The sequence below is a fragment of the Arthrobacter sp. NEB 688 genome, assembly GCF_013201035.1.
Classification (GTDB): Bacteria; Actinomycetota; Actinomycetes; order Actinomycetales; family Dermatophilaceae; genus Phycicoccus.
Genome location: NZ_CP053707.1, coordinates 1,452,652 through 1,468,031 on the forward strand (window position 1 = coordinate 1,452,652; position 15,380 = coordinate 1,468,031).

General features: G+C 74.4%; 15 protein-coding genes. 13 read left to right on the top strand and 2 right to left on the bottom strand.

Features of this window, described 5'->3' with window-relative positions:
• The first annotated feature begins 93 nt into the window (after window positions 1-93).
• The 5 genes from HL663_RS06930 to hemB are packed head-to-tail and all read left to right on the top strand — an operon-like array spanning window position 94 to window position 5,624.
• The gene (locus HL663_RS06930) at window positions 94-759 is read left to right on the top strand and encodes a redox-sensing transcriptional repressor Rex (RefSeq protein WP_173027669.1); all 666 of its coding nucleotides are present in this window, start codon (window positions 94-96) and stop codon (window positions 757-759) included.
• Window positions 756-2,066, top strand: coding sequence for a glutamyl-tRNA reductase (locus HL663_RS06935; RefSeq protein WP_173027670.1), 1,311 nt, complete (start codon window positions 756-758; stop codon window positions 2,064-2,066). The genes HL663_RS06930 and HL663_RS06935 overlap by 4 nt, the downstream gene beginning before the upstream one ends.
• On the top strand, window positions 2,063-3,013 hold the full coding sequence (gene hemC, locus HL663_RS06940; RefSeq protein ID WP_173027671.1) for a hydroxymethylbilane synthase: 951 nt from the start codon (window positions 2,063-2,065) through the stop codon (window positions 3,011-3,013). Before HL663_RS06935 ends, hemC begins: the two co-directional genes overlap by 4 nt.
• Window positions 3,010-4,629, top strand: coding sequence for a bifunctional uroporphyrinogen-III C-methyltransferase/uroporphyrinogen-III synthase (locus tag HL663_RS06945; RefSeq protein ID WP_173027672.1), 1,620 nt, complete (start codon window positions 3,010-3,012; stop codon window positions 4,627-4,629). The genes hemC and HL663_RS06945 overlap by 4 nt, the downstream gene beginning before the upstream one ends.
• On the top strand, window positions 4,626-5,624 hold the full coding sequence (gene hemB, locus HL663_RS06950; RefSeq protein WP_173027673.1) for a porphobilinogen synthase: 999 nt from the start codon (window positions 4,626-4,628) through the stop codon (window positions 5,622-5,624). The genes HL663_RS06945 and hemB overlap by 4 nt, the downstream gene beginning before the upstream one ends.
• Window positions 5,625-5,709: 85 nt before the next feature.
• On the opposite strand, the gene HL663_RS06955 is transcribed toward hemB, so the two are convergent.
• Window positions 5,710-6,990, bottom strand: coding sequence for a hypothetical protein (locus HL663_RS06955; protein WP_286175991.1), 1,281 nt, complete (start codon window positions 6,988-6,990; stop codon window positions 5,710-5,712).
• Window positions 6,991-7,503: 513 nt separating this feature from the next.
• Complete coding sequence (locus HL663_RS06960; protein ID WP_173027674.1) at window positions 7,504-8,040, bottom strand: YceI family protein; 537 nt, start codon at window positions 8,038-8,040, stop codon at window positions 7,504-7,506.
• Between the two features lie 101 nt (window positions 8,041-8,141).
• On the opposite strand from HL663_RS06960, the gene HL663_RS06965 reads away from it, so the two are divergent.
• From HL663_RS06965 to HL663_RS07000, 8 genes are all read left to right on the top strand, one after another.
• Entirely contained in the window at window positions 8,142-8,630 is a 489-nt protein-coding gene (locus HL663_RS06965) for a MarR family winged helix-turn-helix transcriptional regulator (RefSeq protein ID WP_173027675.1), read from the top strand.
• 15 nt (window positions 8,631-8,645) lie between these two features.
• Window positions 8,646-9,974, top strand: coding sequence for a glutamate-1-semialdehyde 2,1-aminomutase (gene hemL / locus HL663_RS06970; protein ID WP_173027676.1), 1,329 nt, complete (start codon window positions 8,646-8,648; stop codon window positions 9,972-9,974).
• A gap of 73 nt (window positions 9,975-10,047) precedes the next feature.
• Complete coding sequence (locus HL663_RS06975) at window positions 10,048-10,722, top strand: histidine phosphatase family protein (RefSeq protein ID WP_173027677.1); 675 nt, start codon at window positions 10,048-10,050, stop codon at window positions 10,720-10,722.
• Complete coding sequence (locus tag HL663_RS06980; RefSeq protein WP_173027678.1) at window positions 10,719-11,318, top strand: TlpA family protein disulfide reductase; 600 nt, start codon at window positions 10,719-10,721, stop codon at window positions 11,316-11,318. The genes HL663_RS06975 and HL663_RS06980 overlap by 4 nt, the downstream gene beginning before the upstream one ends.
• The gene (locus HL663_RS06985) at window positions 11,315-12,076 is read left to right on the top strand and encodes a cytochrome c biogenesis CcdA family protein (protein WP_173027679.1); all 762 of its coding nucleotides are present in this window, start codon (window positions 11,315-11,317) and stop codon (window positions 12,074-12,076) included. The genes HL663_RS06980 and HL663_RS06985 overlap by 4 nt, the downstream gene beginning before the upstream one ends.
• Window positions 12,073-13,677, top strand: a complete 1,605-nt coding sequence (resB, locus tag HL663_RS06990; RefSeq protein ID WP_286175992.1) for a cytochrome c biogenesis protein ResB — start codon at window positions 12,073-12,075, stop codon at window positions 13,675-13,677. Before HL663_RS06985 ends, resB begins: the two co-directional genes overlap by 4 nt.
• On the top strand, window positions 13,674-14,657 hold the full coding sequence (gene ccsB, locus HL663_RS06995) for a c-type cytochrome biogenesis protein CcsB (protein WP_173027680.1): 984 nt from the start codon (window positions 13,674-13,676) through the stop codon (window positions 14,655-14,657). The genes resB and ccsB overlap by 4 nt, the downstream gene beginning before the upstream one ends.
• A gap of 13 nt (window positions 14,658-14,670) precedes the next feature.
• Window positions 14,671-15,045, top strand: a complete 375-nt coding sequence (locus tag HL663_RS07000) for a DUF4229 domain-containing protein (protein ID WP_173027681.1) — start codon at window positions 14,671-14,673, stop codon at window positions 15,043-15,045.
• Window positions 15,046-15,380: the final 335 nt, after the last annotated feature.

Consider the following 15,380-nt stretch of genomic DNA (forward strand, 5'->3'; position numbering starts at 1 on the left):
CGTAGGCTGACCGGGTTCCACGGGCGATGGTGCGGCGTTCTGCCGCGCCCCTCGCCGCAGCCCGTGACCCGCGAAAGGAGTCGGTGACCGCCTGTGTCCACCGCAGCAGCCACCCGCCGGGGCATCCCGGACGCGTCGGTGGCCCGTCTGCCGGGGTACCTGCGAGCCCTCACCGCCCTCGCCGACGCCGGCATCGCCTCGGTCAGCTCGGAAGAGCTCGCGAGCGCGGCCGGCGTCAGCTCGGCGATGCTCCGCAAGGACCTCTCGCACCTCGGCAGCTACGGCGTGCGCGGGGTCGGCTACGACGTCGAGCGCCTCGCCTCCGAGATCGCCGCGGCCCTCGGGCTGACCCAGGACTGGCCGGTCGCCATCGTCGGGATGGGCAACCTCGGCCGGGCGCTCGCCGCCTACCGCGGGTTCGCCGAGCGCGGCTTCCGCGTCATCGCGCTGCTCGACCGCGACGAGCGCCTCGTCGGCGAGGAGGTCTCCGGCCGCGTCGTGCGCCCGATGACCGACCTGCCGGTGCTCGTCCGGGACGAGGGGCTGTCGGTCGGCGTCATCGCCACGGCCTCCGACGGCGCGCAGGACGCCTGCGACGCGCTCGTCGCCGCCGGCATCCGCTCCCTGCTCAACTTCGCGCCGGTGCTGCTGTCGGTGCCCGACGACGTCGCCGTGCGCACCGTCGACCTCTCGACCGAGCTGCAGATCCTCGCGTTCCACGGCCAGCGGCTCGCCGTCGCCGAGGCGGTGGCGCCGTGAGCCTCGTCGTCCTCGGCCTCTCCCACCACGGGGCGCCGCTCGGGCTCCTCGAGTCGGTGGCGCTCGACGGTCCCGCCGCGACCGACCTCGAGAGCGCGGTCCTGCGCTCGGAGCACATCACCGAGGCGGTCGTCCTCTCGACGTGCAACCGCACCGAGGTCATCGCCGAGAGCCTCACCTTCCACGGGGCGCTCGTCGACATCACCAACGCTCTCGCACAGGCCTGTTCGGTCGACCGCGCCGACCTGCAGCCGCACCTCTACGTGCACTACGAGGACCGCGGCATCGCCCACGCCTTCACCGTCGCGGCGGGCCTGGACTCGATGGCCGTCGGCGAGGCGCAGATCCTCGGCCAGGTGCGGCGCAGCCTCTCGCGCGCCCAGAAGCACGGTCACGTCGGACCCGCCGTCAACGGACTCCTCCAGCAGGCGCTGCGCGTGGCCAAGCGGGTCCACTCCGAGACCGAGATCGACCTCGTGAGCGGCTCGCTCGTCCAGGCCGGCATCACCCGCGCCGAGGCCGCCCTCGGTGGTCTCGGGGCGCTGTCGGTGCTCGTCGTCGGCGCCGGCGGGATGGGCGCGCTCGCCGCGACCACCGTCGCGCGGCACGGCGCCCGCGAGGTCGTCGTGCTCAACCGCAACCCCGACCGCGCCGTGGGCGTCGCCGAGCGCGTCGGGGGCACCGCCCGGCCGCTCGCCGAGCTGACCGAGGCGCTCGCGCAGGCCGACGTCGTCATCGCCTCGACCGGCGCGCGCGGCCAGGTCGTCACCGCCGAGCACGTCTCCGCCGCCCTCGCGGCGCGCGGCGGCCGCCCGCAGGTGTACATCGACCTCGCCCTGCCCCACGACGTCGAGCTCGACGTCGACCTCCTCGACGGCGCCACCCGCGTCGGGCTCGCCGAGCTCGGCGAGGACCTCGCCGAGGCGGGGTCGGCCCCGCAGGTCACCGTGGCCCGCGAGCTCGTGACCGCCGAGGTCGCCACCTACCTCGTCCAGCGCTCCGCGCAGGCCGTCGCCCCGACCGTCACCGCGCTGCGCGCCCGCGCCGGCGAGGTCGTCGACGCCGAGCTCACCCGCCTCGAGCGGCGCACGCCCGGCCTCGACGAGCACGAGCGGGCCGAGGTCCGCCGCGCCGTCGAGCGCGTCGTCGACAAGCTGCTCCACACCCCGACCGTCCGGGTCAAGGAGCTCGCCCGCGACGGCCAGGGCGGCAGCTACGCCCGCGCCCTGTCCGAGCTGTTCGACCTCGACCCACGCGACGTCTCGCTCGTCTCGGCGCCGCCGGCCATCCCGGGGGAGGGCGTATGAGCACCCTGCGCCTCGGCACCCGCCGCTCGGCCCTCGCGACGACCCAGTCCACCTGGGTCGCCGACCGCCTGCGCGCCCTCGGGCACGAGGTCGAGCTCGTCGAGATCACGACCGAGGGCGACCGCGACCGCACCACCCCGCTGGCCCAGCTCGGCGGCACCGGCGTGTTCGTCTCCGCGCTGCGCGAGGCCCTCGCCGACGGCCGGGTCGACCTCGCGGTCCACTCGCTCAAGGACCTGCCGACCGCGCCGGACCCCCGCGTCGACATCGCGGCCGTCCCGGTCCGCGAGGACGTCCGCGACGCCCTCGTCGCCCGTGACGGCCTGACCCTCGGCGAGCTGCCGGCCGGTGCGACCGTCGGGACCGGCTCCCCGCGCCGGCGGGCCCAGATCGAGGCCCTCGGCCTCGGCCTGGTCCTCACCGAGCTGCGCGGCAACGTCGACACCCGGCTGCGGGCGGTCCACGAGGGCCGGCTCGACGCCGTCGTCCTCGCGGCCGCCGGCCTGCGCCGGCTCGGCCGCGCCGACGAGGTGACCGAGCTCCTCGACCCGCTCCAGGTGCTCCCGGCCCCCGGCCAGGGCGCGCTCGCGGTCGAGGTCCGCAGAGACGACGACGCCACCCGCGCCGCCGTCGCCCCGCTCGAGGACGCCGACGCCCGCGCCTGCGTCACCGCCGAGCGCACCCTGCTCGCCGAGCTCGAGGCCGGCTGCTCCGCACCGGTCGGAGCGCTCGCCGAGGTCGTCGAGGGGGTGGACGGGCCCGAGCTGTCGCTGCGGGCCGTCGTCGCCGCCCCCGACGGCTCCCACGACCTGCGCCGGTCCCTGACCGGTGACCCCGCCGAGGCCGCAGACCTCGGCCGGAGGACGGCTCGCCTCCTCCTCGAGGACGGCGCCGCCGACCTCATGCCCACGTCCACCGACCGATCCGTCACGGAGCGTGCCCAGTGAGCCCCACGCGCTCGTCCACCCGCCCCTCCCGCGTCCCCGCGCGCGTCGCCTTCGTCGGCGGCGGCCCGGGCGACCCCGGCCTGCTCACGGTGCGTGCCGTCGAGCTGCTCGCCGCGGCCGACGCCGTCGTCATCGACCAGGTCGCCCGTGAGGCGATCGCCCTGCGGCACGCCCGCGAGGGCGTCGAGGTCGTCGACGCCGGCCACGGTGACCAGGGCGAGGCCCTGACCCAGGCCTCGCGCGCCAAGCTCGTCGTCAAGGCCGCCAAGGCGCACGCCGGCGGCCTCGTCGTCCGGCTGATGGACGGCGACCCGGCCGTCTTCAACGGTCTCGCCGAGGAGGCGCAGGCGCTCGTCAAGGCCGGCATCTCCTTCGAGGTCGTGCCGGGCGTCAGCAGCCTGAGCGCCGTGCCCGCCTACGCCGGCGTGCCGCTCACCGCGAAGTCCACCTCCGCCGTCCACGTCGTCGTCGCCGGCCCCGGCACGCCGCACGTCGCGGGCGGGGTCGACGCCTCCGTCACCGTCGTCGTCCTCGGCGCCCCGGACCGCGCCTCGGTCGCGCTCCAGGCGCTCCTGGACGCCGGCCGCGACGCCGCCACCCCGGTCGCCCTGACCGAGCGCGGCACGACGACCGAGCAGCGCACCGTCGTCACCACCCTCGGCGAGGCCCCGGCCGTCATGGCCGCCGGCCGCTTCCCGGTCCTCGCGGTCGTCGGCGACACCGTGCGGATGCGCGACGCCCTCTCGTGGTTCGAGACCAAGCCGCTCTACGGCTGGTCGGTCCTCGTGCCGCGCACCAAGGAGCAGTCCGGCTCGATGACCGCGCGCCTGGAGCACCACGGCGCCCACGCCGAGATCGTCCCGACCATCTCGGTCGAGCCGCCGCGCACCCCGCAGCAGCTCGAGCGCGCCGTCAAGGGCATGGTCACCGGCCGCTACGAGTGGGTCGGGTTCACCTCGGTCAACGCAGTGCGCGCCATCCGCGAGAAGTTCGACGAGTTCGGCCTCGACGCCCGCTCGTTCGCCGGGCTGAAGGTCGCCGCCGTCGGTGGCGTCACCGCCGACGCGCTGCGCGAGTGGGGCATCAACCCCGACCTCGTCCCCGCCGAGGAGCAGTCCGCCCAGGGCCTGCTCGACGTGTGGCCGCCGTTCGACGCCGACCTCGACCCGATCGACCGGGTCTTCCTCCCGCGCGCCGACATCGCCACCGACACCCTCGTCGCCGGCCTGCAGGACAACGGCTGGGAGGTCGACGACGTGACGGCCTACCGCACCGTCCGGGCCGCCCCGCCGCCCGCGCCGGTCCGCGACGCCATCAAGTCCGGTGCCTTCGACGCCGTGCTCTTCACGTCGAGCTCGACCGTGCGCAACCTCGTCGGCATCGCCGGCAAGCCGCACCCGAGCACCGTCATCGCGTGCATCGGGCCGGCCACCGCGAAGACCGCCGAGGAGCACGGCCTGCGGGTCGACGTCCTCGCGCCGGAGCCGAGCGCCGCGGCGCTCGTCGACGCGCTCGCCGACCACGGCCGCTCGCTCGCCCTCGACGCCACCGAGGCCGGCGAGGAGGTCGTGCGCCCGAGCCAGCGTCGCGCCGGCGGCCGGAAGCGCGCGACGTGACGGCGGGCCTCCCACTGCCGGGGGCGCCGTTCCCGGTCGGGCGGCCCCGCCGGCTGCGCCGCACCCCGGCGCTGCGCCGGCTCGTCGCCGAGACGCGTCTGCACCCGGCCGAGCTCGTCCTTCCGGTCTTCGTCCGCGAGGGCATCGACGCCCCGGTCTCCATCTCGGCGATGCCGGGCGTCGTGCAGCACACGCTCGACTCGCTCGTCGAGGAGGCGCGGCGCTGCGTCGACGCCGGGCTCGGCGGGATCATGCTCTTCGGCGTGCCCACGGCCAAGGACGCGCGCGGCTCGGGCGCCGACGACCCCGACGGCATCCTCAACGTCGGCCTCTCGCGGGTCGTCGAGGCGGTCGGTGACGACCTCGTCGTCATGAGCGACCTCTGCCTCGACGAGTTCACCGACCACGGCCACTGCGGCGTGCTCGCGGCCGACGGCTCGGTCGACAACGACGCGACGCTCGAGCGGTACGCCGCGATGGCCCTCGCGCAGGCCGCGACCGGCACCCCCGTCCTCGGCCTGTCCGGGATGATGGACGGCCAGGTCGGCTTCGTCCGCGCGGCCCTCGACGCCGCCGGGTACACCGACACCGCGATCCTCGCCTACGCCGCGAAGTACACCTCGGGGCTCTACGGGCCCTTCCGCGAGGCCGTGCAGTCCTCGCTCGTCGGGGACCGCTCGACCTACCAGCAGGACCCGGCGAACGGTCGCGAGGCGCTGCGCGAGCTCGAGGCCGACATCGCCGAGGGCGCCGACATCGTCATGGTCAAGCCCGCCGGGCCGCACCTCGACGTCGTCGCCGCGGCCGCCGCGGTCTCGCCGGTGCCCGTCGCGGCCTACCAGATCTCGGGCGAGTACGCCCAGATCGAGGCCGCCGCCGAGCGGGGCTGGATCGACCGCGAGCGGGTCATGATGGAGGCGCTGCTCGGCATCCGCCGGGCCGGCGCGAGCATCATCCTCAGCTACCACGCGATCGAGGCCGCCCGGCGCCTCTGAGCGCTTTCCCCAGTCCACGGGTGCCGGCTACACCGCAGTGCGTGCTGCTCTGGCGACGCTTACTGCGGTGTAGCCCGCGTCCGGGTCAGTGCGCGTGGGCGTGCGGCGCCTCGCCGGTGACCGCGACCATCTCGACCGGGGTGTGCTCGAGCGCATGCCGGGCGAGGATCTTGCCGGTGCCGAGGTCGGCCACGACGAGCTCCTTCTTCTCCGCGTCGGTGACGAACGCGGTGTCGCCGACGACCCGCAGCACCGGACCCGGCTGCTGCCAGTCGTCCTTCTCCTGCCACGGCGCGATGACGGGGATGCGGCGCTCGACGGTCGAGTCGTCGACGTCGAGGACGGCCAGGGAGCCGTCGTAGGTCAGGACGACGCCCTCGCCGTCGGCGCCGCGGGCGAGCGAGCGGAACCAGTACGACGAGCCGAGGTCGACCAGGCGCAGGCGGTCGGTGCGGGTGTCGACGAGCGCGACGCGCGTCGTGCGCTCGACCGGGTCGGCGTCCGGGTCGACCTTGTAGTCGGTGAGGACGACGGGGGAGGCAGGGCTGCCCGCGGCGTTGCCGGTGCGCGCGTAGTCGTCGCGGACGGGGACCTTGTGGAACTCGCCGCCGCGGTACACGACCGGGCCGTCCTCGCAGCCGAAGAGCACGACGTCGCCGTCCGCGTCGGGGGCGGCCGCGGCCTCGCCGTGCACACCGGCACAGTCGTCGGTCCGGGTGACCTCCGTCCCGTCGCGGACCAGCCGGATGCTCGAGCGCGCCTCCTCGGTGCCGTCGGTCACGAGCAGCCCGTCCTCGACGGGGACGGCGACCCCGTGGTGCGGCGCGGGCGTCGTCGAGCGCTGCACCGGGGCGACGTCCGAGCCGATCTGCTCGGTCGGCACGAGCTGCACCGAGCCGTCGCCGTCGCCGAAGAGCGCGGTCATCCCCTCGTGCGGCACGACGTGGCCGGCGTGCGCGGCGGTGTACGCGACGTCGGTCAGGCCCGGGGTGTACTCGAAGGCGTGGTCGTGGTCACCGTGCGGCTGGCGCTCGATCCCGGTGTCGTACACCCGGAACGCGTCGCCGTCCGCGACGACGACGCGGCGCCCGTCGCCGGCGTCGCTCAGGCGGAGGAAGCCCTCGCGGGCGTCCTCGCGCACGGTCTCGCCGGTCGTCGCGTCGACGAGGGTGAGCCCAGCCTCGTGCGCGAGCAGGACGCGCGGCTCGACGCCGCGGACCTCGCGCTCGTCGCCTCCGACGCTGGCGGACGGGATCGAGGTCGGCGCAGCGGCGGGGGAGGTGGGGTCGGACGCGCAGCCCGCGAGGACGACGGCAGGGGCGAGGAGGAGGGCGGCGGTGCGCAGGGCACTCAGGCGTGGTCGCATGGCCGCGACCCTAGACCAGAATGACAATCATTCTCAAACAGGCGATACGAAGGGATGGGGCCATCCCGCACGTGCGGGGTTATCGCGGTCCGGGCGCGGCGCGGGCAGCGACAACCCCGCACGTGCGGGCTTATCGCGGTCGGCCTGGGGTCGCGGGGTGGGCGCGGCGACATCCCGGCACGTGCGGGCTTATCGCGGTCGGGTTCTCGAGCGGACAGCGATAACCCGGCACGTGCGGGCTTTTCGTGGTCGGGCGCCTGGGTGGGCAGCGATAACCCGGCACGTGCGAGGTCATCCGACGGTCGGGTCGGTCGAGGGGAGGTGACACGCCGAGGGATGGCCTCGCTCGTCTGCGTGTTGCCTCCCCTCGCGGGCCGCCGGCCTCGGGACGACGGACCGCCCGCCACGCGGTGCGTGACGGGCGGTCGGTGGGCGCTGCCCGTCGTCCCTGCACGACGGGCGGCCCGGGGCGGCTCGCCGGAGGGAGCGGTGCCGCGCGCGGAGGGACCTCGCTCAGGCCTGCTTGGCGAGCTGGAGGTCGATGACGAGCTTGATCTTCTCGGAGACGAGGACGCCGCCCTTCTCGAGGTTGGCGTTCCAGGTGAGGCCCCACTGGGTGCGGTCGAGCTCGCCGGAGGCCTCGAAGGCCGCCTTCTCGTTGCCCCACGGGTCGGTGGCGACGCCGCCGAAGTCGACGTCGAGGGAGACCGGCTTGGTGATGCCCTTGATGGTCAGGTCGCCGGTGAGGGTGGAGCCGTCGAACGAGGTCGAGCGGAACGTCATGTCCGGGTGGGTCTCGGAGTCGAAGAAGTCGCCGCTGCGCAGGTGGCCGTCACGGTCGGCGGTGCCGGTGGCGACGGAGGCGGTCTTGATGACGACCTCGGCGGTGGAGTCCGCGAGGGACTCGCCGACGACGACGGTGCCGGAGACGTCGGTGAACGAGCCGCGGACCTTGCTCACCATGAGGTGACGGGCGACGAAGCCGACCTCGGTGTGGGTGGGGTCGATGGTCCAGGTGCCGGCGGAGAGGCCGGTGAGGGTGTCGCTCATGGGTGGTGCTCCTTCAAGAGAGGGGGTCGTGCGGTAGTTGACGCTTCAACTATGCACCATCTCCGGCTATTCCGCCTCCCCATCCGTGCGACGATGAACAGGTGGAGACGACGCGGTGGCTGGCGGCCGACGAGCAGCGGTGGTGGCGCGCGTACCTGCGCGGCAACCGTGAGCTCGACACCGCCCTCGACCGCGACCTCTCCCGGCACGGCGTGAGCATCTCCGACTACGAGCTGCTCTCGATGCTCTCCGAGGCCGACGGCCGCCGCCTGCGGATGTCCGCGCTCGCCGAGATCGTCGTGCAGTCGCGCAGCCGGGTCACGCACACCGCCGGCCGCCTCGAACGGCGAGGCTGGGTGCGCCGCAGCCCCGCCCCGGACGACGGCCGCGGGGTCGTCCTCGAGCTGACCGACGAGGGGCTCGCCGCCGTCGAGGACCTGGCCGCCGCGCACGTCGCGAGCGTGCGCCGCCACCTCGTCGACGTCCTCACCCCGTACCAGTTCCGGGCGCTCGGCGAGGCGATGGAGGCCGTGCGCGAGGCGTACGCCAGCGACCCGACGACCCCGGCATCCCCCTGCGAGCCCTGCTGACCCGACAATGGGACGGTGACCGACTCCACCCCCGCCCCCTCCGCCGCTGACGAGGCCCCCGCCTCCGCCGCCCTCCTCGCCCGGGCGCGCGCCGTCACCCCCGGCGGCGTCAACAGCCCGGTCCGCGCCTTCCGCTCCGTCGGTGGCACGCCCCGCTTCATGGTCCGCGGCGAGGGACCGCTCCTCACCGATGCCGACGGCCACGAGTACGTCGACCTCGTCGGCAGCTGGGGCCCGATGATCCTCGGCCACGCGCACCCGGCCGTGCTCGACGCCGTCCACACCGCCGCCTCGCGCGGCACGTCCTTCGGCACACCGAGCGAGAACGAGGTCGCGCTCGCCGAGGAGATCGTCGCCCGCGTCGACCCCGTCGAGCGGGTCCGCCTCGTGAGCAGCGGCACCGAGGCGACGATGAGCGCCATCCGCCTGGCCCGCGGCTTCACCGGCCGCGCGCTCGTCGTCAAGTTCGCCGGGCACTACCACGGCCACGTCGACTCCCTCCTCGTCGCGGCGGGCTCGGGCGTCGCCACCCTCGCGCTGCCCGACTCCGCCGGCGTCCCCGCGTCGGTGGCCGCCGAGACGGTCGTCCTGCCCTACAACGACGTCGCCGCGCTCGAGGCGCTCTTCGCGGCCCGCGGCGACGAGGTCGCGTGCGTCATCACCGAGGCCGCGGCCGGCAACATGGGCGTCGTCGCGCCGCAGCCCGGGTTCACCGAGGCCCTGCGCCGGGTCACCGCCGCGCACGGCGCGCTGCTCGTCTCGGACGAGGTGATGACCGGCTTCCGGTGCAGCCGCGCCGGCTGGTGGGGCCACGAGGGCCTCGACCTCGCCCCGGACCTGCTGACCTTCGGCAAGGTGATGGGCGGAGGCTTCCCCGCCGCGGCGTTCGGCGGCCGCGCCGACGTCATGGCCCTCCTCGCACCCGACGGGCCGGTCTACCAGGCCGGCACCCTGAGCGGGAACCCCGTCGCGACCGCCGCCGGCCTCGCGACCCTCCAGCACTGCGACGACGCCGTCTACGCCCGCCTCGACGAGGTGTCGCGCGCCATCAGCACGGCGGCGTCGGAGGCCCTCTCGGCCGCCGGTGTCGCGCACCACGTCCAGTACGCGTCGTCGATGTTCTCCGTCTTCTTCCGCGACGGCGAGGTGCGCGACTACGACGACGCCCGCGACCAGGACACCGCCGCGTTCGGCCGCTTCTTCCACGCGATGCTCTCGGCCGGCGTCTACCTCCCGCCGAGCGCCTACGAGTGCTGGTTCGTCTCGGCCTCGCACGACGACGCGGCCGTCCAGCGCGTCCTCGACGCACTGCCCGGTGCCGCCGCCGCGGCGGCCGCCGGCTGACCGCCACCCGGGTCGCCGCGGCGGTGTCGAACCCCGTCCGCGGCACTCAGGTGGGTTTGCGACAATCGCGAGCATGACCCCGACCTCCGGTGGCGCCGTCCCCGCCGAGCCGCAGCGCACGACCGTGCACCTGCTGCGGCACGGCGAGGTGCACAACCCCGGGCAGGTCCTCTACGGGCGGCTGCCCGGCTTCCACCTCTCCGAGCTCGGGCGCCACATGGCCGAGCTCGCGGCCGAGCACCTCGCCGACCACGACGTCGTCCACGTCGTCTCCAGCCCGCTCGAGCGGGCGCAGGAGACGGCGGCCCCGATCGCGGCCGGCCACGACCTCACGGTCACGCTCGACGAGCGGGTGCTCGAGGCCGGCAACGCGTTCGAGGGCCTGCCGGTCGCCGGCGGCCAGGGGCTGCTGCGCCACCCGCGCCTGTGGACGAAGATGCTCAACCCGCTGCGTCCGTCGTGGGGCGAGCCCTACGGCGAGATCGTCGACCGGATGCGTGCCGCCATCGTCGACGCCCGGGCCGCCGCCCGCGGCCACGAGGCGGTCATCGTCAGCCACCAGGCGCCGATCTGGATGATCCGGCTCGCCACCGAAGGACGCCCCCTCGTGCACAACCCCGCCCGCCGCGAGTGTTCCCTCGCGAGCCTCACCTCGCTGACCTTCCTCGGCGACGAGCTGCTCTCGCTCTCGTACGCCGAGCCCGCGGCCCAGCTGCTGCCGCGCGCGCAGAAGGGGGCCGGCGCATGAGCCGGACGCCCTCCCGCCGGGCCGCGCTCGGCGCCGCGGCCCTCGTCGCGCTCGCCCTCGCCGGCTGCGGCAGCGACCCCAACTCGGTTGCGGCGCAGGCGAAGGCCGGCGACCAGAAGGGGTACATCAGCGGCGACGGCGCCGTCGAGACCATCCCGGCCGCCGACCGCCAAGAGCCGGTGACGATGCAGGGCACCCTGCTCGACGGCACCCCGTGGGACATCACCTCGACCCGCGGGCAGGTGCTCGTCCTCAACGTCTGGGGCTCGTGGTGCGCCCCGTGCGTCGCCGAGGCGCCCGACCTCCAGAAGGCCTGGGAGCAGCAGCAGGCCAAGAAGGCGCCCGTGCAGTTCATGGGCATCGACTTCCGCGAGGAGGCCGAGCGCGGCGCGGCGTTCGTCGACAAGGCGGGCATCACCTACCCGAGCCTCAGCGACAAGCCGGGCCTGCTCATCCTGCGCCTCCAGGGCAAGGCCCCGACGACGCCGAGCACCCTCGTCCTCGACCGCGAGGGACGCATCGCCGCCCGGGTCAACGGCCCCGTCGACGCCACGACCCTCACCGGCCTCGTCGACGACGTGGTCGCGGAGAAGTGACCGCCGGCCTCGTCGCCGCCACCGGCGACACCGTGACGAGCGGGGCGCTCCCGCTCGCGGTCGGTGTCGCCGCGCTCGCCGGGCTCGTCTCGTTCGCGAGCCCCTGCGTGCTGCCGCTCGTCCCCGGCTTCCTCGGCTACGTCACCGGGCTGACCGGTGAGTCGGCCGCCGACCGCTCGCGCGGGCGCACCCTCGCCGGGGCGCTGCTGTTCGTCGTCGGCTTCACCGTCGTCTTCGTCCTCGGGTCGATCTTCGTCACCGGTGTCGGCAGCGTCCTCGTCGAGCACCGCGAGGTGCTGCTGCGGGTGGGTGGGGCGGTCGTCGTGCTCATGGGGCTGGTGTTCGTCGGCCTCGGCAGCCAGCGCGAGGTGCGCATCCACTGGCGGCCGCGGGCCGGTCTGCTCGGGGCGCCCGTGCTCGGCGCCGTGTTCGCGCTCGGCTGGGCGCCGTGCACCGGCCCGACCCTCGCCGCCGTCCTCGTGATGGCCACCGCGTCCGGCGACGCCCAGGTCACCCGCGGGGTCACGCTCGCGCTCGCCTACGGGCTCGGGCTGGGCCTGCCGTTCCTGCTCGTCGCGGCCGGGCTCGACCGCGCCGGCCGCGCGTCCGCCTGGCTGCGCCGGCACATGCGCACCATCCAGCTCCTCGGCGGCGTCCTGCTCGTCGTCGTCGGGCTGCTCATGCTCACCGGCGTCTGGGAGACGATGAACACCTGGGTGCAGACCGAGCTCGTCTCCGGCTTCGAGGTGTCCCTGTGAGCACGACCGACGACCGCCCGACGACCGAGGCCGCCGCCGGGTCCGGCACGCCCCCGAGGACGCCGGTCGCGCAGCCGCGCCTCGGCGCCGTCGGCTGGCTGCGCTTCCTCTGGCGGCAGCTGACGAGCATGCGCACCGCGCTGTTCCTGCTGCTCCTGCTCTCGGTCGCGGCCATCCCCGGCTCGACCTTCCCGCAGCGCTCCATCGACGCCGCGCGCACGACGCAGTTCATCACCGACCACCCGACCGCCGGTCCGATCCTCGACAAGCTGGGGTTCTTCGCGGTCTACGCGTCGCCGTGGTTCGCGGCCATCTACCTGCTCCTGTTCGTCTCGCTCATCGGGTGCGTCGCGCCCCGCAGCCGCATCCACTGGCACCAGCTGCGCTCGCGGCCGCCGCGGGCACCGCGCCGGCTCGAGCGCCTCGCCGCGCACACCGAGGAGGTCGTCGACGGGACGCCCGACGAGGTGCGCGAGCGGCTGCGCGGCGTCCTGCGCTCGAAGCGCTACCGGGTGCACGCCCACGACGACACCTCGCTGTCGGCCGAGAAGGGCTACCTCAAGGAGACCGGCAACCTCGTCTTCCACCTCGCGCTCATCGGCGTCCTCGTCGGCGTCGCGTGGGGCCACCTGCTCGGGTGGAAGGGCGACGTCATCGTCCCGGTCGGCGACACCTTCGCCAACAGCCTCTCGTCGTACGACACCTTCAGCCCCGGCCCGTGGGTCGACGTCAACGACCTCTCGCCGTACTCGATCCGCCTGGACCGGCTCGACGTGAAGTTCGAGACCGAGGACACCGGGCGCGGGCAGTTCGGGATGCCGCGCGACTTCCGGGCGTACACGACCTTCACGACGCCGGAGGGTCGCACCGAGGCGCGCGAGATCGCGGTCAACCACCCGCTCGAGACCGGCGGCGGCAGCGTCTTCCTCCTCGGCAACGGCTACGCCCCGAAGGTGACCGTGCGCAACGCCGCCGGCAAGGCCATCTACACCTCGGCGACGCCGTTCCTCCCGCAGGACAACAACTACACGTCGGTCGGCGCCATCAAGGTGCCCGGGGCGCAGCCCGACGAGCTCGGCTTCACGGGGCTGTTCCTGCCGACCGGTGTCATCGACTCCGAGCGCGGGCCGCACTCCACCTTCCCCGACACCCTCGACCCGCAGCTGGCACTCAGCGGGTTCTCCGGGACGCTGTTCCCCGGCGGTGGCCCGCAGTCGGTCTACACGCTCGACGTGTCCAAGATGAAGCCGCTGCCCGGCAAGGACGGCGCCGACCAGCTGCGCATCCTCCTGCGGCCCGGCCAGACCTACGAGCTGCCCGAGGGGCGCGGCTCCATCACCTTCGACGGGGTCGAGCGCTTCGCCGGCCTCTCGATCCGCACCGACCCCGGCAAGACCCTCACCCTCGTCTCGGCGCTGCTCGCGCTCGCCGGGCTCGTCCTCAGCCTCGTCGTCCGGCGCCGCCGGGTCTTCGTCCGGGTTCGCCCCGAGGAGGGCACGGGTCGTACCGTGGTCTCCGTCGGCGGCCTGGCCAAGGACGACGACGAGGGGATGGCCGACGAGGTCGCCGCCGTCCTCACCGCACCCGGAGGAACCCGATGACCGACCTGACGCTCGCGCAGCTGTCGAACCTGTCCGTCTACTCGGCGATGGCCGTCCTGACCCTCGCGATGCTCGCGCACGGTCTGTACCTGGCCCGCGTCGTGCCGGCCCGCGAGGCCGCGGTCGAGGCGCCCGAGCGCGAGCTCGTCGCGGCCGGCGGCGGGTCCGCACCGGCCGGTGGCGCGCCCGCCGTCCCCAGCGAGAAGGCCGACGAGCCGGCCGGCGCGCGCAAGGCCGCCGGCATCGGGCACTCGCTGACCGTCCTCGGCACGCTGCTCGTCGTCGCCGGCGTCGTGCTGCGCGCCCTCGAGGTGCACCGCTGGCCGCTCGGCAACATGTACGAGTTCGCCATCGTCGGGGCGATGTTCACGCTGCTCGCCTATGTCGCGTGGTCGACCCGCCGCGACCTGCGCTGGCTCGGGGTCTTCGTCACCGGCCCGGTGCTGCTCGTCCTCGGCGCCGCCATCACCGTCTGGTACACCGACGCCTCCGAGCTCATGCCGTCGCTGCGCTCGGTGTGGCTGGCCATCCACGTCACCGTCGCGACGATGTCGGTCGCGGTGTTCACGATCGGCGCCTCGCTCGGCATCCTCTACCTCATCCAGGACCGGCTCGAGGCGCGCGAGGGCGGGGCCACCGGCCGGGCGGCCTTCATGCGGCGCCTGCCGTCGGCCAAGGGGCTGGAGCGGCTGACGTACGCGACGCACATCGTCGCCTTCCCGATGTGGACCTTCACCGTCATCGCCGGCGCCATCTGGGCCCGCCAGGCGTGGGGGTCGTACTGGAACTGGGACCCCAAGGAGGTCTGGAGCTTCGTCATCTGGACCGTCTACGCGGCCTACCTGCACGCCCGCGCCACGACCGGCTGGAAGCGCCAGAACGCCGTCTGGATCTCGCTCGCCGGCTTCGTCTGCGTGCTGCTCAACTTCGCCGTGGTCAACGTCTTCTTCGTCGGCCAGCACTCCTACTCGGGCATGTGAGGGATCCCGCTCGATGAACGCCTTCCTGCGCTACACCGTCCTGCGCGTGCTCATCTTCTTCGGCTGCGTCCTGGCCCTGTGGCTGGCCGGTCTGCGCTCGGAGGAGCAGCTGCTGCTCCTCGTCGTCCTCTCGGCGCTGCTGTCGATGGCCATCTCGTACGTCGCGCTGCGCCGCTTCCGCCAGGACTACTCCGCGCAGCTGTCCGACACCATCGAGCGCCGGGCGGCGGTCCGTCGTGAGAAGGGTGGCGACCGGCGCACCGACGAGCAGGCCGAGGACGAGGAGGTCACGGTCCGCCCGTCGACGTCCGGCTCGTCCGCCGGGTCGGCGGCTGCGTCGACCGACGGCGCCACGGCCGGTCGGCCCGAGGACGACGACTTCCGCTGACTCCCGGCTCACCCGGGTCGAGGTGAAACCCGACCTCGTCGTGGTCGACTTCCACCTCGACCGAGGGGCGCGACGGCGGGGAGCATCCGACTGGTTGCGACTTCCGCCGCCGACACGCCGGCGGGATGGGCGCGTCGAGCAGCAGAACTCGCAATCAGTCGGGATGTAGGTGGGTCGAGGTATCTCGGCATCGCCAGATGGTGGCCGGATTCCTCGACCGATGCGTCGCCACGTGGGTCGAGGTGAAACCCGACCGTCTCGTGGTCGACTTCCACCTCGACCGAGGGGCGCGACGGCGGGGAGCATCCGACTGGTTGCGAGTTCCGCCGCCGACA

Bases quoted from the DNA above. Each gene is read 5' to 3' on its own strand.
- HL663_RS06960 (WP_173027674.1), bottom strand. From the start codon at position 8,040: ATGAGCGACACCCTCACCGGCCTCTCCGCCGGCACCTGGACCATCGAC.
- HL663_RS07000 (WP_173027681.1), top strand. From the start codon at position 14,671: ATGAACGCCTTCCTGCGCTACACCGTCCTGCGCGTGCTCATCTTCTTC.
- hemC (WP_173027671.1), top strand. From the start codon at position 2,063: ATGAGCACCCTGCGCCTCGGCACCCGCCGCTCGGCCCTCGCGACGACC.
- HL663_RS06975 (WP_173027677.1), top strand. From the start codon at position 10,048: ATGACCCCGACCTCCGGTGGCGCCGTCCCCGCCGAGCCGCAGCGCACG.
- HL663_RS06955 (WP_286175991.1), bottom strand. From the start codon at position 6,990: ATGCGACCACGCCTGAGTGCCCTGCGCACCGCCGCCCTCCTCCTCGCC.
- ccsB (WP_173027680.1), top strand. From the start codon at position 13,674: ATGACCGACCTGACGCTCGCGCAGCTGTCGAACCTGTCCGTCTACTCG.
- HL663_RS06980 (WP_173027678.1), top strand. From the start codon at position 10,719: ATGAGCCGGACGCCCTCCCGCCGGGCCGCGCTCGGCGCCGCGGCCCTC.